Raw genomic sequence first — 22,037 nt, 5'->3', positions numbered from 1 at the left:
GAGTTCCCATGACCGAATCCGTGGCCCCCGCCATCGCCGTCGACGAGTTGCGCGCGCTGCTCGACGGCGGCCAGGAGTACGCGCTCGTCGACGTCCGTGAGTCCGGCGTCACGGCGGCGCAGGGGTCGATCCTGCTCGCCGTCTCGATCCCGCTCAGCGTCCTGGAGCTGAAGGTGGGGGCGCTGGTCCCCCGCCGTGACACGCCGGTCGTCGTCTACGACGGCGGCGACGCGGAGCTGGCGGGGCGGGGCGCGGCCCGGCTGCGCGCGCTCGGCTACACCGACGTCCGGGTGCTCGACGGCGGCCTCGCCGCGTGGGCCGCGGCCGGGCACAAGGTCCACAGCGGCGGCGATCACGTCATCGGGCAGGCCTTCGGCGAGTGGATCGAGGAGGTCTACCAGACGCCGCACATCAGCGTGCCGGACTTCCTGAGCCGCCGCGCGGCCGGTGAGGACATCGTGCTGCTGGACAGCCGCCCCATCGGCGAGTTCCGCGACCACAGCCTGCCCGGCGGGACGTCGATACCTGGCGCCGAACTCGTCTACCGCGCGGCCGAGGCGGTGTCCTCGCCCGACACGCTCGTCGTGGTCAACTGCGCCGGGCGCACGCGGAGCATCCTCGGCGCCCAGGTGCTCATCAACGCGGGCCTGCCGAACCGGGTGGTGTCGCTGGAGGGCGGCACCCAGTCGTGGGTGCTGGAGGGGCACGAACTCGACCACGGCGAGACGTCCTCGGTGGCGCCGCCGACCGGCGCGGCGCTGGAGGCGGCGCGGGAGAGCGCGGTCCGCTTCGGCGAGCGCTTCGGGATCGAGCACATCGACGCGGCGGCGCTCGCGGCGTTCGGCAAGGACGACACGCGTTCGCTGTACGTCCTGGACGTGCGCACGCCCGAGGAGTTCGAGGCCGGTCACCTGCCCGGCTCCCTGTCGGCGCCGAGCTGGGATGTCGCGCCGTGGGTGTTCCGGCACGTCGGCACGCACCATTCCCGTGTGGTCCTCGTCGACAACGACGGCGTACGGGCCGCGGTCGCCGCCTCCTGGATCGCCCAGATCGGCTGGGCGCAGGTGTTCGTCCTCGACCGGGCCCTGGAAGGCGTCGACCTGGAGACCGGCCCGGTGCCGCGGCCCCTCCTCGACCCGCCGTCCGGCGGCTTCGAGACGGTCACCGCGCAGGAGCTGGACGGCGCCCCGGCCGACACCCGGCTCGTGCTCGACGTGGCGCCCAGCCCGGAGTACCGCACCGGCCACGTCCCCGGCGCCCGGTTCGCCATCCGCGCCCGCCTCGCCGCGTCGGCGGCCGAGCTGCCCGGCACCGGGCCGGTCGTGCTGACCTCCTCCGACGGGGTGCTCGCGCGCTACGCCGCCGCCGACCTCGCGGCGGCCACCGGCCGTCCGGTGCGGGTGCTCGACGGCGGCACGGCGGCGTGGCGCGCGGCCGGTCTGCCCGTGGAGACCGACCGGGCCGAGTGGCTGCACGCGCCGGAGGACGTCGTCGCCTCCGGCTGGCGCGAGAGCGACCCCGAGGACCGCAAGGCCGGATTCCGCCGCTATCTGTCCTGGGAGCTCGGCCTGGTCGCCGAGTTGGCGCAGGACGACACCGTTCCGTTCAAGAAGTTCGCCTGAGGCACTGACCCCCTGTGAGGACACGCTCATGACCGCCATCGCCAGGCCCCTCACCACCCGGCCGGTCGACACCGCCGCCGAGGTGACGCGTTGACCGGCGCCGCTTCCGTCACCGACACCGCGCCCGCGCCCGGTGCGCCGACCGCCACGAGGACTCCGCGGGGCGCGGCGGGGCTCATCGACCTCAGCCCGCGCAACCGCGGGCGCGAGAGCGTGCGCAAGCGGGTCCGCTTCTGGAGCGGCTGGACCCTGCGCGTCGGCGTGCCCGTCGCACTGATCGCCCTCTGGCAGCTCGCGTTGACCTGGGGCTGGACCACCGAGGACGTGCTGCCCTCGCCGAAGACCATCGTCGAGGCGTACCAGTACCTGTGGAACAACGGCTCGCTCCAGGCCGCCGTACCGGTGTCGCTGCGGCGGGCCGGTGAGGGGCTGCTGCTCGGCGGCAGCGCGGGGCTGGTGCTCGGGATCTTCGCCGGTCTGTGGAAGATCGGCGAGGAGATCTTCGACGCCACCCTCCAGATGCTGCGGACGGTGCCGTTCATCGCGCTGGTCCCGCTGTTCGTCACCTGGTTCGGCATCGACGAGCCGTCCAAGCTCGCCCTCATCACCGCGGCGGCGCTGTTCCCGCTCTACCTGAACACGTTCCACGCCGTGAAGGGCGTCGACCAAAAGCTCATCGAGGCGGGCAGGACCTTCGGGCTCAGCGGCTTCCGGATCGCCCGCCGGATCATCTTCCCGACGGCGCTGCCCGGCATCCTCACCGGTCTGCGCTTCGCCTGCTCCTTCTCGCTGCTGTCGCTGGTGCTGGCCGAGCAGGTCAACTCCACCGCCGGGATCGGCTATCTGATCATCAACGCCCAGAACAACCAGCGCCCGGACATCGTCATCGCCGGCATCTGGATCTACGCCGTGCTGGGCATCCTCATCGACTTCGTCATGCGCGGCGTCGAGCGTCTCGTCCTGCCTTGGAGGGCCCGTGTCGGTATCAACTGAATCGCCGGGCGACCTCGCCGCGGACAGCGCGGGATACGCCGTCACCGCGCTGGGGGTCCGACGGGTCTTCGACGGCCGTGCGGTGCTCGACGGGGTCGATCTCCGGCTGCGGAAGGGGGAGTTCGTCGCGCTGCTCGGAGCGTCCGGCACCGGTAAGACGACGTTGCTCCGTATCGTCGGCGGACTCGACACCGCCGACGAGGGAAATGTCGTCGTGCCCCGCGTGCGGTCGACCGTCTTCCAGGAGCCGCGGCTGGTTCCCGCGCAGAAGGTGTGGCGCAATGTCGTGCTCGGCGCGCGGCGTCCGCGATCCGCGTACGGCAAAGCGCTCGGCGCGCTGGCCGAGGTCGGTATCGAGAGCCACGCCAAAGCCTGGCCCCGGACGCTGTCCGGCGGTGAGGCGCAGCGTGTCGCGCTCGCCCGCGCGCTGGTCACCGAGCCCGATCTGCTGCTGCTCGACGAGCCCTTCGCGGCCCTGGACGCGCTGACCCGGATCAAGATGCACGACCTGCTGGCGGCGCTGTGTGCCAAGCACGAGCCCGCCGTCGTCCTGGTCACCCATGACGTGGACGAGGCGATCCTGCTCGCCGACCGTGTCCTGGTCCTCTCGCGCGGTTCGATCGCCCTGGACCAGCGGGTCGAGATCGACAAGCCCCGCCACCGCGACGATCCGCGGTTCCTCGAACTGCGGGCGGCGCTGCTCGATCAGCTCGGCGTGGCCCGCACGGTCGGCGGCGGCGACGAGGAGGTGGCCGCCGGCCATTGACGGCCCGTCAGATCAGAGCACCACGAACCGTCTTCACCCGACACATCCCGAGGAAGTCATCGCACATGTACAGCACCGGCAAGCACTCCCCCTTCGTCCAGCGCACGTTCACCGCCTTCGCGGCCGTCGCCCTCGCCATGGTCGCCACCGCCTGCGGCGGTTCCGGCGGCGCCTCGACCTCCGCGAAGAACGCGGGTTCCGGGTCGAACGGCGGCTCGACGGGCGGTTCCTCCTCCGCCGCCGCGGTCGACCTGTCCGGCGTCAATCTCACGATCAGCTACCAGACCGCCGACTTCCCCGCGCTGCTGAAGGAGTCGGGCCTGTTCGAGGACACTCCGTACAAGTACAAGGTCCCGATCATCGCGGGCCCGGCGAACCAACTGGCGGCGCTGTACGGCAAGCAGATCGACGTCGGCCAGGTCGGTGAGAACACCGCCGCCTTCGAGGCCGCCAACGCCTCGGCCGACTGGACGAAGACCGGCGCCCCGATCCAGGGCTTCGCGGTGACCTGGACGCCCGACGCGCCCTACCCGGCCGCCGTGTACGTGACGAAGAGCTCCGGCATCACGACGCTCGCCGAGCTGAAGGGCAAGAAGATCGGCTACAACTACGGCGGCAACATCTACGCCGCCTACGTCGTCGCGCTGGAGAAGGGCGGCTTCGGCCCCAAGGACGTCCACGGTGTGCAGTTCCCGAGCAACCAGGCCGCGGCCAACGCCTTCAACGCCGGGCGCCTGGACGCGGTGGTGACCAGCTACAGCAACGTGAAGAAGCCCGTCGACGCCGGAAAGGCGATCAAGATCGCCGACAACGCGACGCTCGGCATCCTCGGCGGCAGCGGCTGGATCGCCAGGACCGAGGTGCTCGACGACCCGGCCAAGCTGGCGGCGCTCAAGGACTTCTACGGCCGGCTGCGGACCTTCTACGAGCAGTGGATCCCCGGTCACGAGACCGCGTACGAGAAGGTCGAGCAGCAGGTCCTCAGCCAGACGCCCGACGTGGCCAAGGTCAACTGGGAGAACGCCCGGCACTCGACCTTCTACAAGATCGGTGACCCGGAGTTCCTGCGGATCCAGCAGGCGACCGTCGAGGCCGCGTACAAGTACGGCGGGCTGAAGACCAATGTCACGTCCAAGCTCGGGTTCAACTACACCACGGCGCTGGACGACGTGACGACCGGCTGACACGGCGCCGCTCCCGAACCACCGGCTGAGGAGTAACCATTGACCGACATCACTCGACGCAGGCTCGGCACCGAGGGGCTGGAGGTCTCGGCCCTCGGCCTGGGCTTCATGAGCTTCGCGCGGTCCACCGACGCCGACGAGCGGCACAGCGCGTCGGCGTTGGTGGGCGAGGCGATCGACCTCGGGATCGACTTCTTCGACACCGCCGACATCTACGGCCCGGCCATCAGTGAGACGCTGCTCGGGCAGGCGGTCAAGGGCCGCCGTGACGGCCTGGTCATCGCCACCAAATTCGGCAACCCGCTCGACCGGGCCACCAACCCCGACGCCCGCCCCATCGACGGCCGTCCGGAGTACGTACGGTCGGCGGTGGAGGGCTCGTTGCGGCGCCTGGGCGTCGACCACATCGACCTCTACTACCAGCACCGCGTCGATCCGGCGGTGCCGATCGAGGAGACGGTCGGCGCGCTGAAGGAGCTGGTCGAGGCGGGCAAGGTCCGCTGGATCGGCCTGTCGGAGCCGGGTCCGCGGACCCTGCGCCGCGCCCATGCCACACATCCGGTCACCGCGATCCAGAACGAGTGGTCGCTCTTCACCCGCGACATCGAGGCCGAAACGCTGTCCATCGCGCGGGAGTTGGGCATCGGCATCGTGCCGTTCTCGCCGCTGGGCCGCGGGTGGCTGACCGGTCGGCTGCGCAGCCGTGCGGATCTGACGGGCCGTCGGCTGGAGCACCCGCGGTTCGCCGAGGAGGTCTTCGACACGAATGTGAAGCTGGCCGACGAGGTCGTCGCCGTCGCGGCCGAACTCGGCGCCGAGCCAGGTCAGGTGGCCCTCGCCTGGGTGCTCTCGCGGGGTGAGGACGTCGTGCCGATCCCCGGCACCCGGCACGCCGCGTATCTGCGGGAGAACGTCGGCGCGTTCGACGTCACGCTCACACCGGAGCAGGCCGCGCGGCTGGCCGGTATCGCCGAGCGGGTCGAGGGCGACAGGGCGCTGCGGCCCGGCGCCATCGGGGCAGAGGCGCGCCTGCCGGACGCCGCCGGTTCCTGATCCGGCGGCAGCCCGAAGAGCCGCCCGGCGTACCGGCCCCGTGGGATGGGGGTCGGTACGCCGGGCGGCTCCGTCGCGCCGTGCTGCCGTCCGGCCTCAGACCGGGGTGGCCGCCGGGATCGGCAGGCCGAGGTTGCCGCGCAGCGTGCTCGCCTCGTACTCCTTGCGGAAGATCCCGCGCCGCTGGAGCTCCGGCACCAGGTGGTCGACGATGAGGTCGAGGCCGTCGGGGTAGAGGTCGTGGTTCAGGTTGAACCCGTCCGCGGCGCCCTCGGTGAAGTACGCCTCCATCTCGTCGGCGATCTGCTCCGGGGTGCCCACCACCATGCGGTGACCGCCGCCGGCGATGTGCCGGTCGAGCAGGTCGCGCACCGTCAGGTTCTCATTGCGGGCGGACTGGAGCACGGAGTTGGCGAAGCCGTAGCTGCTCGGCTTCCACTCCGGCGAGTTGATCAGGTCCCAGGGCGGCTGCCGGTCGAGCTCCAGGCTGTCCACCGGCAGGCCGAGCTGCGCCGCCAGCGACGTCAGGGCGTCGGTGGTGTCGGTGCTCAGACCGGCCAGCAGGTCGCGGCGCTCGCGCGCCTCGGCCTCGGTGCTGCCGATGACCGGCCACAGTCCGGGCAGGATCAGGACGTCGTCGGGGTCGCGGCCGTGAACGTCGCGGGCCCGGGCCTTCACCTTGGCGGCGAAGTCCTTGCCCTGCTGGAGGTTGTGCGCGGCGCAGAAGACCGCGTCGGCGTACTTCGCGGCCAGGTCGATGCCCTGCTCCGACGCGCCCGCTTGCAGGACGACGGGGTGGCCCTGCGGCGAACGCGGCACCTGATACCAGGTCTTGACCCGCAGGTGCTCGCCGACGTGGTCGACCTCGCGCACCTTCGTCAGGTCGGTCAGCTCACCTGACGCCTTGTCACCGACGAGCGCGTCGGGGTCCCATGACTCCCACAGCGCCCTGATCACCGCGATCGCCTCGTCCGCGCGGCCGTAGCGCGCGTCCCGGTCGGGGTGCGCGTCGAGGCCGAACTGGGCCCCGGCGCGCGGCGACTGCGTGGTGACGACGTTGACCGCGGCCCGGCCGCCCGAGACCAGGTCGAGCGAGGAGCCCAGCCGGGCGATGTGATACGGGTGGCGGTAGGTGGACGACACGGTCGCCACCAGGCCGACGTGCGTGGTGGCGCGGGCGATCGCGGTCAGCACGACGAACGGGTCGATCGCGTTCCACGGCCTGGTGAAGTCCTGCTGGGAGAATCCGAGGGTCTCGGCGAGGAACACCGCGTCCAGCAGGCCGCGTTCCGCGGTCCGGCCGAGGTTCTCCCATTCGTCGATGTCGAGGAAGCCGAGCGGGTCGTCGCGCAGGCGCCAGCCCCCCGGTGCTCGGCCCAGCGCGTTGGCGTTGACGTTCAAGTGCAGTCGGCGTGTGCTCACTGGTGGCGGTCTCCTGATCAGGCCGTGCGCGCGGTGGCGCGGCTCGCGTCGGTCACCAGGGGCGGAAGCCCGTAGTGGCCGCGCAGCGTGGTGGACTCGTACTCCCTGCGGAAGATCCCGCGCCGCTGGAGCTCCGGCACCAGGTGGTCGACGACCTGCTCCAGGCCGGAGGGGAAGATGTCGAAGTTGATGTTGAAGCCGTCGGCGGCGCGTTGGGTGAACCAGCTCTCGATCTCGTCGGCGACCTGCTCGGGCGTGCCGACGATCGCGTTCTGCGCGTTCGCGCGGCGTTCGAGGACCTCGCGCACGGTGAGGTCGCCCTGGCGTGCCACGGACAGCACGCCGTTGGCGGCGCCGACGCTGCGCGGGCTCCACCGCGGCGAGTTGATGTAGTCCCAGGGCAGGGCCTTGTCCAGGCTCAGCAGGTCGACGGGGACGCCGAGTTGGACGGCCAGCGCGCGCACTGCGGCGTCGTCCGCCTCCACGCGGCCGACCAGTTCGGCGCGGCGCCGGATCGCCTCGGCCTCGGTGCCGCCGAGGGTGATGTTGAGGCCGGGAAGGACCAGGAGTTCGTCGGGGTCACGCCCGTGGGCGGCGGCGCGGGCCTTCAGCCCGCGGTAGAACTCCTGCCCGGTCGACAGGGTGTTGGAGGCGCAGAACACGGCGTCCGCGTGCTGCGCGGCCAGTTCGATGCCCAGGGGCGACGCTCCGGCCTGGACGATGACCGGCCGCCCCTGCACGGAGCGCGGGAACTGGAACCGCCCCCTGAAGCCCACGTGTTCGCCGTCGAAGTCCACCGTCGGGACCCTGCCGTCGTCCACCAGTTCGCCCGTCGTGGGGTCGGCGACCAGGGCGTCCGGGTCCCAGGAGTCCCACAGCCGCTTGACGGCGTTCAGCACCTCTTCGGCGCGCCCGTACCTGACCTCGCGTGCGGGAAGCGGTCCCCGCCCGTACAGGGCCGCGGCCGCGTTCTCGCCGGAGGTGACGATGTTGACCGCCGCCCGGCCGCCGGAGGCGATGTCGAGCGTCGCGGCGCGGCGCGCGATGTCCCACGGCTGGTAGAAGGTCGCGGACAGGGTCGTCACCAGACCGATGTGGCGGGTGGCGCGGGCCACCGCCGTCTGGAGCATGAACGGGTCGAAGGCGTGCCACGGCTTGCTGAAGTCGGTGGCGCCGAGGTGGTCGGCGAGGAAGACCGCGTCCAGCAGGCCGCGCTCGGCGATCCGCCCGAGCTTCTCCCAGGAGGCGACGTCGAGGAACCAGGTGGGCGGAGAGCTGTGCCGCCAGCTGTTCGGCGGTTTCGCCAGCCCGTTGGCGTTGACGTTGAGGTGCAGGAATCGTTCGGTCACGGCCCCATGCTTGGGCGAACCGCTCCGGCGATGAAGCCGAAGCGGCTACCGGTTCCCTTAAGCTCCCCTTCGCGGTCCGCGCCAGGGCCGGGCCGTTGCGGGGCCGTTGCCGCGCCGTTGTCGAGCCGGTGCCGGGCGGATGTCAGGTCGGTGCCGGGCGGCCCGGGCGGTCAGCCCGCCAGTTCCCTGATCAGCGGGACCGCGCGGGAGAGCCGGACGGTGCCGTACGCGATCAGGCCGACGGCCGCCAACTGCGGCACGACCCACCAGCCGGTACGGATGTGCTCGCCGTAGACGGTGATGCCCAGCGCCAGGCTGACGGTGGCGTCGCCGAGGGTGAGGGCGGGCTGCGAGGCGATGATCGGCCCGGACTGGAGGGCGCTCTCCAGCAGGAAGATCGCGGTGACGCCGCACAGCGCGAAGCCGTAGGTCTGCCAGGCGGTCAGGAAGGCGACGCCGCCGTGCGCGGAGAAGGTGTCGGCGGCGGACTTCATCAGCGCCGCGGTGAGCGCGTTGGCCACCGCGGAGGCGGCGCCCAGCAGGGCGGCCCTCGGCGCGCCGGAGGGCCGGTGGCGGGCGATGACGACCGCCCAGCCGATGGCGCCCACGCAGAGCAGGACGGCGGGCACCCAGTGCGCCATGGACGCCTGGGCGCCGCCGCCGCCCGGCGCCGCGGTGCCCAGGGCGAGCGCCAGACCCGCGACCATGCAGGCGACGCCGCTCCAGCCCGCGCGCGGCAGGGCGCGCCCGAGCAGCGGCACGCTGAAGAGCAGGGCGAGCGGCAGTTCCAGGATGAAGACGGGCTGCGCGAGGGCCAGCGGTCCCGCCACCAGGGCGAGGGCCTGGAAGGCCGCGGCGCCCGCCACTCCGCAGATGCCGAGCACCCACACCGGCTGCCGGATCATCGCGATCATCTGACGCGGGCGCATCGCGTCGTTGGGCGGCACGGCGAGCGCGGCCTTGCGCTGGAGGACGGTTCCCACCGCGTTGCTGGCCGCACCGAGCAACGCGAAGAACACACACAGCACCAGCAGGGTCGGCCTCCCGTGACGTAACTCCCCTGGCGCAGCGTAGGCGGCGCGCGGCGCCGACGCACACGCGGGTGGGGGTCACGGGCCCGGCTTCACCCGTTCGCGGGGGCGGCCCGGCGCTCCCGCCTGCGCGGGAGCACCGGGCCGCCGTCACCGTGGGTTCACGGTGAGGGGATCAGCGGGTCACGGATAGGACACGACATTGCTGGGGGTGGTGTTGGACGCGGTGACCGCTCCGGTGTCGTTGATGACGTGGGTGATGGTGCCCACGCCGCCGAGCGAGACGGTCAGCGCGCTGTGGAATTTCACGCCGGAGGTGTTGGGCACCTCGAACGCGTGGTAGCTGTTCACCGCCGGGTTGACGTTGAAGTAGCAGTAGCTGCCGAGCCCCCACGCCTCATGGGTGGTGACGTTCGCGCCGACCTTGTAGGCGGCGTATCCGTTCTGCCCGTTGGGGTTGACCCAGGCGGCCTGGTTCGGCGGGTCGTACGGCATCTCGTTCTGGAAGAAGATCGTCTTGCCGCCCTGGCCGTTCCAGACGACCTCGTACTTCTGGTAGTGCTCGACGAACAGTCCGGTCGCGAGCACATTGGCGCCGTTGACGATCAGACCGGTGTCGGCGGTGTTGGACGTCCAGCCGACGCCGCTGCCGTGGTCGGCGCGCCAGGCCCAGATGTGGTCGATGATCGTGTTGGCGCTGTTCACGATGAGGCTGGTGGTGGCCTTGCCCGCGACCTGGCCGCCGATCCGGAAGAAGACGTCCTGGATGGTGGTCGGGTTGGCGGCGTGGCTCGCGGTGGAGCCGGAGGGGCCGACGGTCAGCAGCGCGGCGGAGTTGGTGGTGCCCGCGTCGAAGAGCAGACCCTTGAGGCGTACGCCGTCCACGTCGGCGACCTGCATGGCGTTCACGCCGTTGTCGGGCACGAACGTCGGGTAGCCGATGCCGAGGATGGTGGTGTTGGCCTTGGTCACGTTGAGCGTCTGGTTGAGGTGGTAGACGCCGGGGGTGACGAAGAGGTTGCAGCCCTGGGACAGGGCGGTGTTGATGGTCGCGGCCGTGTCCCCGGCCTTGACCACGTAGAACTGGCTCATCGGCAGCGAGGTGCCGGGGGTGCTGCCGTTGGCCCAGCTCGGTCCGGACGCGTTGGTGCGCAGCGACGGCAGGAAGACCCGGTACTTGCCCGCGCTGTCGACGTACAGGTACGGCACGTCACGGGAGACCGGGGTGGTGGCCAGCGTGGTCTCCGGCGGGTTCGGGAAGGTGTTGGCCGGGGCGCCGTTGACGCCGGAGAAGACCATGTTCCACACGCCGCCCGCCCAGCTCCCGAGGTTGCTGTCGCGGGTGTACCACTGCTGCTGCGAGACGGACGCGGCCTGGCCGCTGACCTTGGTGTCGGCGATGTAGCCGCCGCTGGCGTAGCCGTAGCTGGCCGGGTAGAGCGCGAGCCCGCCGTGCACGTCGATCCGGCGGAAGGGCGCGGCCTGCGCGACGGCCCAACGGTCGGTGCCGCTGGAGGGGTTGATCGCCAGATTCTCCGCGGACCGCCAGAAGTTCTGGGTCGCGTTGCCCGCGTCGGAGGCGTTGAAGGCGTCCACGGTGACGTCACCGTTGATCGTGACGTCGTCGGGGTTCTGGCCGAGACCGGCCACCGAGGTGTAGAAGCCGACGTTGTCGGACACGTTGTACGTGCCCGGCTTGAAGAGCTGCGCGACCCGGTTGTTGCTGAACTGCGCGGTCTGGGTGTCCTTCTGCTGCGCGAACTGCGCGTCGAGCTGCGCCTGGATGGTGGCGCTGGACATCGACGGGTCGTAAATGTGGACGTTCGACCCGAAGTTGGGAGTGTCCGACTGCGTCGGGCAGCTCGCCGAGGTCGAGCCGATGGTGTAACTGGCGGTGGCCACGGCCGAGTTGGTGGACCCGGACTTGATGCCGATCGCCTTGACCGTGGTGCTCGCCGAGATGTTCAGCGGCGCGCTGTAGAGCGTGGAGGAGGCGGTCGGCGTGGAGCCGTCCAGCGTGTAGCGGATGCTCGCGCCCGAAGTGGCGTCGGATATCGTCACGCTCTGCGCCGAGCTGAAGGTGCCGCCCGCCGGGCTGAACGTCGGCGTGGCGACGGTCGTTCCGGTGCCGCCGGTGCCGCCTCCGGTCGTACTCCCGCTGCCCTGGGTGTACGAGAAGTGCGGCGTGTCGTACTGCGGGCCGCTCTTCTCGTACGTGAACCAGTAGTCGAGCACGGTGCCGGTGGTCAGCGAGCTGACGGTCTGGGTCCAGACGCCCGCGTTGTTGGTCATCCGGACGTTCTGCTGATTCGCGCCGTTGACCAGGTAGTGGACGTCGACGTAGGCGGCGGCCGTGGTGGGCTTGAACGTGATCTGCGCCTGCGTGGAGTTCAGTTGGGCGACGCTCTGCGTGTAGTCGGACGCGTCCGCCGAGGCGGTTCCGACGGTCTGGGTGAGGCCGATGATCCCGGCCAGAACGAGGACGAGGGCCCCGAGCAGGGCGACCACGCGTCGCTGCCGACGCGGCGTGCCCTCGGTACGGGCCGGGAGGATGGATCTGCGCATGTGTGGGGGTCCTTTCGCCTGGGTTCGCGAAGTGAACACCAGGGTCAGCGCGGAGATGTGGGGGTGGATCGCGCTCGGCACTGCACATTCAGAGCCAAGGTCCCGCCTTGGCCCTTTGATTCAGTCTCTTGAAAACGCTCTCAATCTGCGGATGGCGGTAATCCCGAATCCGTAAGGCAGTGTCAAGTGGCCATGGCGAGCCGTCAAGCACATGCACCGGATTCACACAGTGAACGATTCGAGTGGGGCGTGCGGGAGACGTGGGATCCGTGGTTCGCCGCCCAGGTCACGCCTCGTCCGCGGTCATCCCTGCCCCCCGCTCACGCCCGCCCCGCTCACGCCCGCCCCGGTCACGCCCTGCCCGCGTCGTCGCGGGCCAGGAACGGGCGCAGGAGCGCGAGCAGGGCGCGCGGCCGGTGCAGCGGGATGATGTGGCCGCAGTCCTCGATGAGGTGTGCGGTGAGATCGTCGGCCAGCGGGCGCAGTTGGCGTGCGAGCACGTCGCCGACCGGCTGGGCGCCCAGGGCCATCGTCGGCACCGTCAGGCGGTGGGCGGCGACCGCCTCACCGATCCGCGCCGCGCTCTCGGGCAGGGCGCGGTAGTACGAGAACGCGCGGCTCAACGCCTCGCGGCCGGTGTACGCGCGCACGAACGCGTCCCGAAGTGCGGGGCGCACTCCCTCACCGAGCGTGCCGGAGCGCAGGAACCAGTCGACGTACTCGGCTTCGTGACCCTCCAGCACGGTCTCGGCGAGGCCGGGCGCCGCGCGGTGGAAGCCGAACCACCACGGCGGTCCGGCGGCGAGGAAGTCCTCGGCGCCGGGCAGCGCGCCCAGCAGGGATTCCATGACGACCAGGCGGCGGACGAGGCCGGGGTGGCGCAGGGCGAGGAGGAAGGCCGCGGGGGCGCCCGCGTCGATGCCCACCACCGCGGCGGACGACACGCCGAGCGCGGCGAGGAGCGCGGCGGCGTCCTCGGCCAGGGTGCCCGCGTCGTACCCGGACGGGGCAGGACCACTCGCGCCGAAGCCGCGCAGGTCGGGCGCGATGACGCGGTAGCGGCCGGTCAGATCGGCCATGACGTCCGTCCACACCTCCCAGGTGTGCGGGAAGCCGTGCAGCAGCAGGACGGCGGGACCCGATCCGGCGAGGGCGACGTTCAGTTCGACACCGTTGACGGGCACGCGGCGCAGTTCGGGCATGACGGGACTCCAGGAGTGGTAACCAATGGTGACAAGATCACGCTAGGGAACTAACCTGGTCCGCCCAAGACGGCACTTTCCCCTCAGGTGGTGAGCCCCAGGTGACCACGTCCGGGCCCGACGCATCGGGCACGTACGGGCCGCGGCCCGGCGACCGCGGTGACCTGCTGGATCCGCGCTGCCCGACCCGCCAACTGCTCGACCGCATCGGCACCAAGTGGACGTCGATGGCGGTCAAGACGCTGGCCGAGCAGGCTCCGGGCGAGGTCCGCTTCGCCGAACTGCGGCGCCGCATCCCCGGCATCTCGCAGAAGATGCTGTCCGCCACCTTGCAGAGTCTGGTCCGCGACGGCCTGGTCACGCGCCGCGTGGAACCGACGGTGCCGCCCGCCGTCCACTACCGCCTCACCGACCTCGGCCTGTCCCTCGAACACCCCCTCGCCGCCCTGCGCGACTGGGCCGAGACCCACATGCCGGAGATCGACCGCAACAACCGGCTCGCCGACGGGCCGTCTCCCGACTAGGGCCTGTCCGGCGGATCATGGGCGGTCCAGGCGGCGACCGGTGCTCCCCCGGACTCCGGCCGGTGGGACCCGCTGAGCGGAAGGCGCCGGGATGCCCGCACAGCGGAGCCATTCGGGTATTCCGGCAACGCGACGGGCGTGCGTGCCAGGCGCCGAAGGGGCCGTTCCCGATCCGCCGGACACGCCCTCGTCGTATTGACCTAGCGCCCGCGCGGACGACGGTGACAGGCGCCGTTGCTCAGCGCTGGGGGCTCAGGCCCGCCACCGACAGGTCGAAGAGTTGGCGGGCGCGGGCGGCGGGGTCGGGGGCGTGCTCCGTGGCCAGGGCGATGCCGACCAGCAGGGTGATCAGGTCGAGGGCGGTGACGTCCTTGGCCACCGCGCCGTCCCGCGCGGCGCGGCGGAGCAGCGGGCCCGCCGCTTCTTCGAGCGTGGCCGAGCAACTGTTGTTGTGCACCGGGTCGACTCCGGCGGCGTTGTAGGACAGCGCGGTGGCCAGGCCACGGGCGGAGACGCAGTAGGTGAGGACGTCGCCGAGCCACTCCAGCAGCGCGCCGCGGCTCTCGCCTTCGCCGGTCAGCTCGTGGGCGCGGACGCGCAGGGCCTCGATCCGCTCCCGGGAGACCGCCTCCAGCAGCGCTTGGCGGGTGGGGAAGTGCCGCCGCACGGTCGCGGAGCCGACTCCCGCCGTGCGGGCGATCTGTTCCAGCGAGGCGTCGGCGCCGTGCGCGGCGACTTCCTGCTGGGCCACGGCGAGGATGCGCGTGTAGTTGCGCCGGGCATCAGCGCGCTGGCCATCCGGCATGGCCTACCTCCATGGTTGCCAAGTGGCGGGGTCCGCCATATCGTACCCGGAAGAGAAACGGCGGGCCCCGCCGTTTAGCGTCTCCCCGCACGAGCACCCGAGGAGCATCATGTCCGCACGCCCCGCACCGGTCCTGGTCACCGGCGCCACCGGCCGGCAGGGCGGCGCCACCGCCCGCGCCCTGCTCGCGTCCGGCGTCCCCGTCCGCGCCCTGGTCCGCGACCCGGCCGCCGACCGGGCCAAGGCCGTCGAGGCGCTCGGCGCCGAACTGGTCACCGGCGACCTGCGCGACCGCGGCTCCGTGGTCCGGGCCGCCGAGGGAGTCCGCGCCGTCTTCTCCGTACAGATGCCCGAGATGACGGCGCAGAGCTTCGACTTCGAGGGAGAGGTGACGCAAGGCGTCAACCTCGTCGAGGGCGCGAAGGCCGCAGGAGTGCCGCAGTTCGTGCACACCTCCGTGACCGGCGCCGGTCAGCACACCGAGACGCCCGGCTGGGCCGAGGGCCGCTGGCCTTACATGGAACCCGTCCTGGGCGCCAAGAGCGCGATCCAGGACGCGGTCCGCGCGGCGGGTTTCCCCCACTGGACGCTGCTCAAGCCCGGCTTCTTCATGGAGAACTTCCTTCCGTCCATGGCGTTCCTGTTCCCGCGCGGCATCGAGGGCGGCCTGGTGAGCGTCCTCAGGCCGGACACCCATCTGTCGCTGATCGCGGTGGACGACATCGGCCGCGCCGCCGCGGCGGCCTTCGCCGATCCGGAGCGGTTCGACCGGGTCGAACTGGAGCTGGCGGGCGACTATCTGTCGATGGCTCAGATCGCCGACGTCCTCTCGCGGGCCCTGGGCACGCACCTGCCCGCGCCGGACATGACAGAGCAGGAGGCGCTCGCCGCCGGAATGCCGGCCATGGGCGCTTCGCATGAATGGCTCAACGCGGTCGACCAGCCGGGCCGCCCGCAGTACGCGCGGGAGCTCGGCATCCCGCTCACCGGCTTCGAGGAGTGGGCGCGGCAGCGCATGGTGGCCGCGGCCTGACCCGCGCCCGCGAGGCGAGCGGGCCCGCACCGCGACCGGCCGGAGCCCGCGGTGAGCCGTCCCCTCAGGCGCCGGGGAGGACGGCCGCGACGACCTTGCGGATCGCGGCGGGTGTCGGCGGCGATCCGTCGCGGTCGGCGAACAGCAGATGGCCGGCGCCGATCAGGGTCGGGGCGAGGAGAGCGGCCTGGGCCGCCGCGTCGAGCGGCTGCGGCGGCTGGGTCCGCGTCGCGACCGGCCCACCGACGAGGGCGAAGAACTCGTCCTGCCCAGCCGGAGCGCACATGCTCCGGCGGTCCGACCCGGGCTGGGACAGCACCTGCCGCCGCCTCCTGGCGACCTGTCTGCGGGGCCCGCGGCGTGAGCCGTGACCGACCCGCGATGGCCCCGCGCGCCTCGGCCGGCGGAAAACCACAGGCCGCGCGGCGGCCCAACTGCCTATATTCCTGGCCATGCCCCAGATCGAACTGCTCCACCCGGACCACTCCCCCGCGCTGCTCGCCTTCGAGCGGGAGAACCGGGCCTACTTCGCCGCGACGATCCCCGACCGGGGCGACGACTTCTTCGCCCGCTTCGACGACCACCTCCGTGACCGGCTGGCCGAGCAGGAGACCGGCGCCTGCTACTTCCACGTCGTGACCGGCACCGAGGGCGACGTCCTCGGCCGGATCAATCTCGTCGACGTCGCCGACGGCGGCGCCGACCTCGGCTACCGGATCGCCGAACGCGCCGCGGGCCGGGGCCTGGCCACCTGGGCGGTACGGGAACTGTGCCGCACGGCCGCCACCGACTACGGGCTGACCGTCCTGCGCGCCGGAACCACCCTCGACAACGCGGCCTCCCGAGCCGTACTGGCCCGTACGGGCTTCACCGTCGTCGGCGAGCACCAGTTCTCCGGCCGCCCCGGCCTGACGTACCGCCGCGCCCTCACGCCGTAGCGGACGGGGAGAGCTGTTCGCGCACCCACGCGGGATCGGGGTTGGTGTACGGCCGGCCCGCGACGACGACGGTCGGGACGGTCTCATTGCCCTCGTTGACCGCCCTCACCGCCTCCGCCGCGGCCGGGTCACGCCAGATGTTGACCCAGTGCAACCGGCGGGCCCTGCGGCCGAGTCGGAAGCGCAGGCGCAGGCAGAATTTGCAGCCCGGCCGCCAGTAGACGATCGGCCGGCCGTCGGCGGCGCTGAGGCGCTGCGCCTCGGACGCGCCGATCGACCGGGGGAAGACCAGAGGCGAGTTCAGCCCCGCGAGCAGCACGAAGGCCAGCAGGAAGGTCGCGGCCCGGCCGGGGCTCCCGCCGAGGATCAGCCCGGTCGCGGCGGCCACGCCGCAGAGGACCAGCAGCATCGGCAGGAACCACGCACGCATCATGATCAGGCAGCTTATCGGTGCGGTGAACCGCCTCGCGGTCCAGACCGCGGCTCGCCCGCGTACCCCCGTACAACCGGACAACCGGACAACCGGAGTCGGCCTCGCGCGCGACGCGTCGCCTTCGGTCGATGACGCCGGTATTCGGTTTGCCGTCGGCCGACGGGCTCGGATAGGAAACGTGCATGCTCAAGGGGAACAAGGTCGGGCTGAGGGCTCGGCACGCGGATGACATCCCGGTCCTGCGGACCGAGCTCTACAACGACGTGGTCAACGCCGCGCGAGCGGAGGGCGGCCCGTGGCGGCCGGTCTCGCCCGAGTCGAAGGATCCGCGGCTGTTCGTGGACGACAAGGAGGAGGGGCACGTCGCCTTTTCCGTCGTGGAGTTGGACGGCGGCGCCCTGGTCGGCACCGCGACGCTCTGGGGTATCGACACCCACAACCGGTCGGCGCACATCGGATTGGGCCTGTTGCCGTCCGCTCGCGGGAAGGGCTACGGGACGGACGTGGTCGCGGCCCTGTGCCAGTACGGTTTCGTCGTGCGCGGCCTGCACCGGTTGCAGATCGAGACACTGGCGGACAATGACGCGATGCTGCGCTCCGCCGAGCGGAACGGCTTCGTCCGCGAGGGCGTGCTGCGCTCGTCCGCGTGGGTGATGGGCGAGTTCCTTGACGAGGTCCTGCTCGGGCTCCTGGCCGCGGACTGGAAGCCGTAGCCAGGAGCCGCTTGAGGGCGCGGCACGGGCCGGTTTCACATGTGCTGCCCGTGGTGGTCCACGACGGCGGTGAGGAGCCGGGCCAGCTCGGCGCGCTCCGGTTCGGACAGCGGGGCGAGCACCTGGTCCTCCACCTCGGTCAGCAGTCCGTCGAGCTTCAGGAGCCGGCGGCGGCCCGGCCCGGTGAGCGCGATGATGTTCTGCCGACGGTCGGCGGGGTTGGGCGAGCGTTCGAGCAGCCCGCTCTCGGCCAGTTCGTTGACGACCGCGACCATGTCGCTGCGGTAGATGCCCGTACGGCCGCTCAGTTCGGCCTGGCTGGCGGGCCCGAACTCCTCCAGGGTGGCGAGCACCGCGTAGTGCCATTTGCGGGCGCCCTCCCGCGTCAGCTCCTCGTTCACCAGGCGGTCCGAGCGGATCGCGGCGAGCGACAGGAGCCGGGTCCGCAGATTCCGCAGCCGCGCCGGAGTGGCCGCGACGGTGGCCTGCGGTGCGGTCGGGGGTGCCGTGTCACGTGCGCCGTTGCTCATGCCGCGATCATACCCTTTGCATTAGTGCCACTAACGGATTATCTTCGACACGAGATAACCGTTAGTGTGACTAGCGATGCGGAGAAGCGTCATGCCCGTGACGAAGGTGCTCGATTCGACGATGTTCCACGAGGAGACGGGCAGCGGCACTCCCGTCGTCTTCCTGCACGGCAATCCCGGCTCGTCCCACCTGTGGCGCAAGGTGCTGCCCGCGATCGACCTGCCCGCCCGCCTGCTCGCGCCCGACCTGATCGGCATGGGCCGCTCGGGCAAGCCCGACGTGCCGTACCGGTTCGCCGACCACGCGCGCTACGTGGACGCGTGGTTCGACCGGCTGGACCTGGACAAGGTGGTGCTCGTCGGCCACGACTGGGGCGGGGCCCTCGCCTTCGACTGGGCGGCCCGCCACCCCGACCGGGTCCTGGGTGTGGCCTTCTTCGAGACCATCGTGCGGCCGATGTCCTGGAGCGAACTGGGCGAGGGACCGCGCTCGCGCGCCGAGACCATGCGCGGGCCGCAGGGCGAAGCCCTGGTGCTCGACCGGAACGTCTTCCTGGAGTCGGCCTTCACCGGCGGGGTGCTGCACCCGGTGGGCGAGGACGACCTGCGGGCCTACCGGGCGCCGTACCCGACACCCGAGAGCCGCCGCCCGATCCTCGCGTGGGCCCGCTCACTGCCGCTGGACGGCGAGCCGGCCGATGTCACCGAGCGCGTCGAGCAGTACGACAAGTGGCTCGCGAGCAGCGATCAGGTCCCCAAACTGCTGCTCACCTTCGACTCCTCGCCCACCTTGCTGATCGGCCCGGAGACGGCGGACTGGTGCGCGGCGAACATCGCGGCCCTGGAGACCCGGCACTGCGGTCCCGCCGGGCACCACGCCCCGGAGGACCAGCCGCAGGCGATCGCGGACGCGATCACCGCGTGGGCGCGGCGGCACGCGGTGGTCACCGGCCGCTGAGCGCGCTGCCCGGCCGTTCCCGCGCCGGGCCCGTACAGGAAATCAGTTGCGCCCGGTGGCCCCGTGTCAGCAGGGTGCGGGGGTGATCGGGACGGGGACCGCACCGGCCACGGACGTCGGTCGAGCCGCGACCGTATCGGCGTCCCCCTCCGTATCCGCCGTCCGTATGCGCTACCCGCATTCGCTTCCGCAGGAGGATTCGCCGTGCAGCGTTCTGAAGGCCCGGCCGTCACGGAGATCCCCGTGGCGGGCAAGGAGGCCGGCCCCTACGGCATCGCGGCAGGACCTGACGGCGCCCTGTGGCTCACCCTCGCGCAGAGCGGCAGCGTCGCGCGTCTCACCCTCGACGGGGAATTCAGCGAATTCCCGCTGGACTCGCCCGAGAGCCGCCCCACGGTCATCACTGCGGGCCCGGACGGGGCGCTGTGGTTCACGCTCAACCAGGCGAACGCGATCGGCCGCGTCGGCACCGACGGCGCACTGCGGTCCTACCTGCTGCCGACGCCCGACAGCGGCCCCTTCGGCATCACCACCGGCCCCGACGGCGCGCTGTGGTTCACGCAGATGAACACCGACCGGATCGGCCGGATCACCGTCGAGGGAGAGATCACCGAGTACGCCCTTCCCGTACAGGGCGGCTGTCCCTCGGCGATCACCGAAGGCCCGGACGGGGCGCTGTGGTTCACGCTGAACCAGGCGAACGCGATCGGCCGGATCACCGTCGAGGGCGCGGTCGACCTGTACCCCCTGCCGACTCCAGGTGCCGCGCCGGTCGGCATCGCCAGTGACGGCGCCGCCTTGTGGTTCGTCGAGATCGCGGCGGGGCAGATCGGCAGGATCACGACGGACGGGCGGATCGAGGAGTTCCCGCTCCCCGACCGTACGGCCAAACCGCACGCCGTCGTCGCGGCCGGCGTCGGGGACTGCTGGTTCACCGAATGGGGAGCCAACCGCATCGGTCACCGCGCGGCGAGCGGCGAGATCACCGCGTACGACCTGCCGACCGCCTCATCGGAGCCGCACGGCATCACCGTGGGTCCGGACGGCGCTGTCTGGGCGGCCCTGGAGGTGGGAGCCGTCGCACGGCTCGCGCCCTGAGGTGAACCGCCGCCTCGGCGGGGCGGGGCGGGTCGTCACCGGCCCGCGCGGAAAATCCGGTCGGCGGACCGCGCCTCGCCCGCTGGAACAGTCACGGCCGTCAGCGACCGCCGAGCCACATCGATCGCATCGCTTCAAGGAGCCGTCCTGACCACGCAGCACACCCCGGACGCCGCGGACTTCCGCCCCGCGATCGACACCGCGCTGGTACGACGGCTGGTCGACAGACAGTTCCCGCGGTGGGCCGGGCTTCCCCTGGAACCGCTCGGCGCGGCCGGTTCCGATCATGTGATCCACCGACTGGGCCGCGAGTTGTCCGTCCGCCTGCCCCGCCACCGCGGCGCCATCGGCCAGGCTGCGAAGGAGGCGCGGTGGCTGCCCCGGCTCGCCGCGCACCTGCCGCTGGCCGTCCCCGTACCCGTAGCTGTCGGACGACCCGACCTCGGCTATCCGTGGCCGTGGGCGGTCACCCGGTGGCTGGACGGCGAGGTGGCCACCGTCGAGCGGCTCGGCGAATCGGTGGGCGCTGCGGTCAAGTTGGCGGAGTTCCTGCTGGCCCTACAGCGATTCGCGCCGCCGGAAGCGGTCGCGGACGGGCCAACGGGCCTTGCGGCAAGCCCGTTGGCCGCGCGGGACCGCGCGACCCGGGCCGCCGTCGCGACGGTCGGCGACGCCTTCGACGCGGCGGCGATGACCGGCCTGTGGGACGCGGCGCTGCGCACCCCCGCGTGGGACCGGCCGCCGGTCTGGGTGCACGGCGACTTCCACACCGGCAATCTGCTGACCGTCGACGGCCGCCTCAGCGCGGTCATCGACTTCGGCGGCCTCGCCCTCGGTGACCCGGCCTGCGATCTGATGGTCGCCTTCACCTTGATGTCGGCCGGGAGCCGGGCCGCCTTCCGCGCCACGCTCGGCGTGGACGACGCCACCTGGACACGCGGTCGCGGCTGGGCACTGGCCACCGGCCTGAACGCCTACGTGTCCTACGCCGCCGACGATCCGCGAGTCGCCGCACAGACCACCCGCCAGATCACCCAGGCCCTCACCGGCTAGGTCCCGCACAGGGCCGCATTGCTACGACCGGAGTCAGCGGTTTGACGAGCCCGACGTCGGCCGGGCGGCCTGACTGCAGGGCCCGTCAGCGTCCTCGACGTCCGCTGCCCACCGCGGCGGCCGGGTCGAAGAGCCCTCCGCCCGCCCTTCGAGGTAGGCCAGTACGGCGAGCACCCGGCGGTGGCCGCTGTCGCTCGGCGGCAGGCGGCAGGCGGCAGGCGGCAGTCCGAGCTTCAGGAAGACATTGCCGATGTGCTTGCTGACCGAACGCTCGGTGACCACGAGGGCTTTGGCGATGGTGGTGTTGTCGTGGCTCTCCGCCATCAGTGCGAGGACTTCGCGTTCGCACGCCGCGCGCAGGCCCTCGTCCCGGAAGCCGGGCGGCATCCGGACGTCGAGTACGGCGATGGCCGGGCGGTGTTCGAGCAGCGCGGGCAGCGCCTCGGGGCCGGTGCCGACGACGTCGACCGCCTCGTGCCCCGAGGAGGTGGGCAGCAGGACGAGCCCTTGGCGCAGCAGCGCGTTGTCCTCGGCGATCACCACGCGCACGGCAACTCCGCCTGGATGACGGTCGGTCCGCCGACCGGACTGGACACGGTGACCTCGCCGTCGAGCGCGGCGACCCGGCGGCCTGTGCCGAGCAGACCCGAGGCGCCGTGCTCCCCGCTCGCCGTCCGCTCGTCCACGCCGCCTCGGCCCTCGTGCCGCCGCGCGCGTCGGCCGCGTGACGGCGCGGAGCCCCGGGTGAGCGGGGAGGACACGTCC

General features: G+C 71.9%; 22 protein-coding genes and 2 pseudogenes. 12 read left to right on the top strand and 12 right to left on the bottom strand.

Translation table 11 applies throughout. The annotated features are described in order from the left end of the window. Positions 1 to 8: 8 nt before the first annotated feature. The 5 genes from ACIO6U_RS19600 (at position 9) to ACIO6U_RS19580 (ending at position 5,618) form a co-directional block, all read left to right on the top strand. On the top strand, positions 9 to 1,622 hold the full coding sequence (locus ACIO6U_RS19600; protein ID WP_401720647.1) for a rhodanese-like domain-containing protein: 1,614 nt from the start codon (positions 9 to 11) through the stop codon (positions 1,620 to 1,622). Between the two features lie 90 nt (positions 1,623 to 1,712). Next, positions 1,713 to 2,615, top strand: a complete 903-nt coding sequence (locus ACIO6U_RS19595; protein WP_355347516.1) for an ABC transporter permease — start codon at positions 1,713 to 1,715, stop codon at positions 2,613 to 2,615. Continuing rightward, on the top strand, positions 2,599 to 3,381 hold the full coding sequence (locus ACIO6U_RS19590; RefSeq protein WP_401720643.1) for an ABC transporter ATP-binding protein: 783 nt from the start codon (positions 2,599 to 2,601) through the stop codon (positions 3,379 to 3,381). The genes ACIO6U_RS19595 and ACIO6U_RS19590 overlap by 17 nt, the downstream gene beginning before the upstream one ends. A gap of 65 nt (positions 3,382 to 3,446) precedes the next feature. Further along, positions 3,447 to 4,565, top strand: coding sequence for an ABC transporter substrate-binding protein (locus tag ACIO6U_RS19585; protein ID WP_355347519.1), 1,119 nt, complete (start codon positions 3,447 to 3,449; stop codon positions 4,563 to 4,565). Between the two features lie 48 nt (positions 4,566 to 4,613). Next, the gene (locus ACIO6U_RS19580) at positions 4,614 to 5,618 is read left to right on the top strand and encodes an aldo/keto reductase (protein ID WP_401314591.1); all 1,005 of its coding nucleotides are present in this window, start codon (positions 4,614 to 4,616) and stop codon (positions 5,616 to 5,618) included. 96 nt (positions 5,619 to 5,714) lie between these two features. Here ACIO6U_RS19580 and ACIO6U_RS19575 read toward each other — a convergent pair whose 3' ends face one another. The 6 genes and pseudogenes from ACIO6U_RS19575 to ACIO6U_RS19550 all read right to left on the bottom strand — a co-directional run bounded on the left by ACIO6U_RS19575 (position 5,715) and on the right by ACIO6U_RS19550 (position 13,187). Further along, positions 5,715 to 7,040 (bottom strand): NtaA/DmoA family FMN-dependent monooxygenase, encoded by a 1,326-nt coding sequence (locus tag ACIO6U_RS19575; protein WP_391164256.1) that lies wholly within the window; start codon positions 7,038 to 7,040, stop codon positions 5,715 to 5,717. Positions 7,041 to 7,057: 17 nt separating this feature from the next. Next, the gene (locus ACIO6U_RS19570; RefSeq protein ID WP_401720639.1) at positions 7,058 to 8,389 is read right to left on the bottom strand and encodes an NtaA/DmoA family FMN-dependent monooxygenase; all 1,332 of its coding nucleotides are present in this window, start codon (positions 8,387 to 8,389) and stop codon (positions 7,058 to 7,060) included. 170 nt (positions 8,390 to 8,559) lie between these two features. Then, complete coding sequence (locus tag ACIO6U_RS19565) at positions 8,560 to 9,423, bottom strand: DMT family transporter (protein ID WP_401720941.1); 864 nt, start codon at positions 9,421 to 9,423, stop codon at positions 8,560 to 8,562. Between the two features lie 180 nt (positions 9,424 to 9,603). Then, a complete protein-coding gene (locus ACIO6U_RS19560) occupies positions 9,604 to 11,481 on the bottom strand; it encodes a chitobiase/beta-hexosaminidase C-terminal domain-containing protein (RefSeq protein ID WP_391164289.1) in 1,878 nt (625 codons plus the stop codon). A gap of 135 nt (positions 11,482 to 11,616) precedes the next feature. After that, positions 11,617 to 11,985 (bottom strand): annotated as a pseudogene (locus ACIO6U_RS19555) (hypothetical protein); the annotation flags it as partial. A gap of 350 nt (positions 11,986 to 12,335) precedes the next feature. After that, on the bottom strand, positions 12,336 to 13,187 hold the full coding sequence (locus ACIO6U_RS19550; RefSeq protein ID WP_391052428.1) for an alpha/beta fold hydrolase: 852 nt from the start codon (positions 13,185 to 13,187) through the stop codon (positions 12,336 to 12,338). 101 nt (positions 13,188 to 13,288) lie between these two features. On the opposite strand from ACIO6U_RS19550, the gene ACIO6U_RS19545 reads away from it, so the two are divergent. Next, positions 13,289 to 13,711: a winged helix-turn-helix transcriptional regulator gene (locus ACIO6U_RS19545; RefSeq protein WP_391052430.1), complete on the top strand. Its 423-nt coding sequence runs from the start codon at positions 13,289 to 13,291 to the stop codon at positions 13,709 to 13,711. A gap of 238 nt (positions 13,712 to 13,949) precedes the next feature. Here ACIO6U_RS19545 and ACIO6U_RS19540 read toward each other — a convergent pair whose 3' ends face one another. After that, on the bottom strand, positions 13,950 to 14,516 hold the full coding sequence (locus ACIO6U_RS19540) for a TetR family transcriptional regulator (protein ID WP_391052431.1): 567 nt from the start codon (positions 14,514 to 14,516) through the stop codon (positions 13,950 to 13,952). A 109-nt stretch (positions 14,517 to 14,625) separates the two neighbouring features. On the opposite strand from ACIO6U_RS19540, the gene ACIO6U_RS19535 reads away from it, so the two are divergent. Further along, positions 14,626 to 15,549: an NmrA/HSCARG family protein gene (locus ACIO6U_RS19535; RefSeq protein WP_401720634.1), complete on the top strand. Its 924-nt coding sequence runs from the start codon at positions 14,626 to 14,628 to the stop codon at positions 15,547 to 15,549. 64 nt (positions 15,550 to 15,613) lie between these two features. Here ACIO6U_RS19535 and ACIO6U_RS19530 read toward each other — a convergent pair. Continuing rightward, positions 15,614 to 15,733, bottom strand: a pseudogene (locus ACIO6U_RS19530) (TetR/AcrR family transcriptional regulator); the annotation flags it as partial. Between the two features lie 268 nt (positions 15,734 to 16,001). Here ACIO6U_RS19530 and ACIO6U_RS19525 point away from each other — a divergent pair. Next, positions 16,002 to 16,487 carry a GNAT family N-acetyltransferase gene (locus tag ACIO6U_RS19525; protein WP_391164260.1) on the top strand — a complete coding sequence of 162 codons (486 nt, stop codon included), beginning with the start codon at positions 16,002 to 16,004 and terminating at the stop codon, positions 16,485 to 16,487. Here ACIO6U_RS19525 and ACIO6U_RS19520 read toward each other — a convergent pair. Further along, positions 16,477 to 16,920, bottom strand: a complete 444-nt coding sequence (locus ACIO6U_RS19520) for a glutaredoxin domain-containing protein (protein WP_355347549.1) — start codon at positions 16,918 to 16,920, stop codon at positions 16,477 to 16,479. The two genes, ACIO6U_RS19525 and ACIO6U_RS19520, sit on opposite strands and share 11 nt — an antisense overlap. A gap of 182 nt (positions 16,921 to 17,102) precedes the next feature. Here ACIO6U_RS19520 and ACIO6U_RS19515 point away from each other — a divergent pair, with 182 nt between their 5' ends. Next, entirely contained in the window at positions 17,103 to 17,633 is a 531-nt protein-coding gene (locus ACIO6U_RS19515) for a GNAT family N-acetyltransferase (protein ID WP_391052441.1), read from the top strand. A gap of 35 nt (positions 17,634 to 17,668) precedes the next feature. Here ACIO6U_RS19515 and ACIO6U_RS19510 read toward each other — a convergent pair whose 3' ends face one another. After that, entirely contained in the window at positions 17,669 to 18,163 is a 495-nt protein-coding gene (locus tag ACIO6U_RS19510) for a MarR family winged helix-turn-helix transcriptional regulator (RefSeq protein ID WP_401314568.1), read from the bottom strand. A 91-nt stretch (positions 18,164 to 18,254) separates the two neighbouring features. On the opposite strand from ACIO6U_RS19510, the gene ACIO6U_RS19505 reads away from it, so the two are divergent. The 3 genes from ACIO6U_RS19505 (at position 18,255) to ACIO6U_RS19495 (ending at position 21,272) form a co-directional block, all read left to right on the top strand. Beyond that, complete coding sequence (locus tag ACIO6U_RS19505) at positions 18,255 to 19,121, top strand: haloalkane dehalogenase (RefSeq protein WP_401720630.1); 867 nt, start codon at positions 18,255 to 18,257, stop codon at positions 19,119 to 19,121. A gap of 204 nt (positions 19,122 to 19,325) precedes the next feature. Next, positions 19,326 to 20,219: a virginiamycin B lyase gene (locus tag ACIO6U_RS19500; protein WP_401720627.1), complete on the top strand. Its 894-nt coding sequence runs from the start codon at positions 19,326 to 19,328 to the stop codon at positions 20,217 to 20,219. A gap of 147 nt (positions 20,220 to 20,366) precedes the next feature. Next, positions 20,367 to 21,272 carry an aminoglycoside phosphotransferase family protein gene (locus tag ACIO6U_RS19495; protein WP_401720937.1) on the top strand — a complete coding sequence of 302 codons (906 nt, stop codon included), beginning with the start codon at positions 20,367 to 20,369 and terminating at the stop codon, positions 21,270 to 21,272. Positions 21,273 to 21,305: 33 nt separating this feature from the next. Here ACIO6U_RS19495 and ACIO6U_RS19490 read toward each other — a convergent pair whose 3' ends face one another. Both ACIO6U_RS19490 and ACIO6U_RS19485 read right to left on the bottom strand, forming a co-directional pair. Beyond that, entirely contained in the window at positions 21,306 to 21,821 is a 516-nt protein-coding gene (locus ACIO6U_RS19490) for a response regulator transcription factor (protein WP_401720625.1), read from the bottom strand. Then, positions 21,809 to 21,958, bottom strand: a complete 150-nt coding sequence (locus ACIO6U_RS19485) for a hypothetical protein (protein WP_401720624.1) — start codon at positions 21,956 to 21,958, stop codon at positions 21,809 to 21,811. Before ACIO6U_RS19485 ends, ACIO6U_RS19490 begins: the two co-directional genes overlap by 13 nt. Between the last annotated feature and the right edge of the window lie 79 nt (positions 21,959 to 22,037).

The sequence above is a fragment of the Streptomyces sp. NPDC087422 genome, from assembly GCF_044744145.1.
In the GTDB taxonomy this organism is placed as follows: Bacteria; Actinomycetota; Actinomycetes; order Streptomycetales; family Streptomycetaceae; genus Actinacidiphila.
Note: the sequence above shows the minus strand (reverse complement) of the source record. Positions and strands in the feature narration are given on the sequence as shown.

Coding starts and splice junctions, on each gene's coding strand:
- ACIO6U_RS19600 (WP_401720647.1), top strand. CDS start 9: ATGACCGAATCCGTGGCCCCCGCCATCGCCGTCGACGAGTTGCGCGCG.
- ACIO6U_RS19585 (WP_355347519.1), top strand. CDS start 3,447: ATGTACAGCACCGGCAAGCACTCCCCCTTCGTCCAGCGCACGTTCACC.
- ACIO6U_RS19550 (WP_391052428.1), bottom strand. CDS start 13,187: ATGCCCGAACTGCGCCGCGTGCCCGTCAACGGTGTCGAACTGAACGTC.
- ACIO6U_RS19540 (WP_391052431.1), bottom strand. CDS start 14,516: ATGCCGGATGGCCAGCGCGCTGATGCCCGGCGCAACTACACGCGCATC.
- ACIO6U_RS19535 (WP_401720634.1), top strand. CDS start 14,626: ATGTCCGCACGCCCCGCACCGGTCCTGGTCACCGGCGCCACCGGCCGG.
- ACIO6U_RS19525 (WP_391164260.1), top strand. CDS start 16,002: ATGCCCCAGATCGAACTGCTCCACCCGGACCACTCCCCCGCGCTGCTC.
- ACIO6U_RS19520 (WP_355347549.1), bottom strand. CDS start 16,920: ATGATGCGTGCGTGGTTCCTGCCGATGCTGCTGGTCCTCTGCGGCGTG.
- ACIO6U_RS19515 (WP_391052441.1), top strand. CDS start 17,103: ATGCTCAAGGGGAACAAGGTCGGGCTGAGGGCTCGGCACGCGGATGAC.
- ACIO6U_RS19510 (WP_401314568.1), bottom strand. CDS start 18,163: ATGAGCAACGGCGCACGTGACACGGCACCCCCGACCGCACCGCAGGCC.
- ACIO6U_RS19505 (WP_401720630.1), top strand. CDS start 18,255: ATGCCCGTGACGAAGGTGCTCGATTCGACGATGTTCCACGAGGAGACG.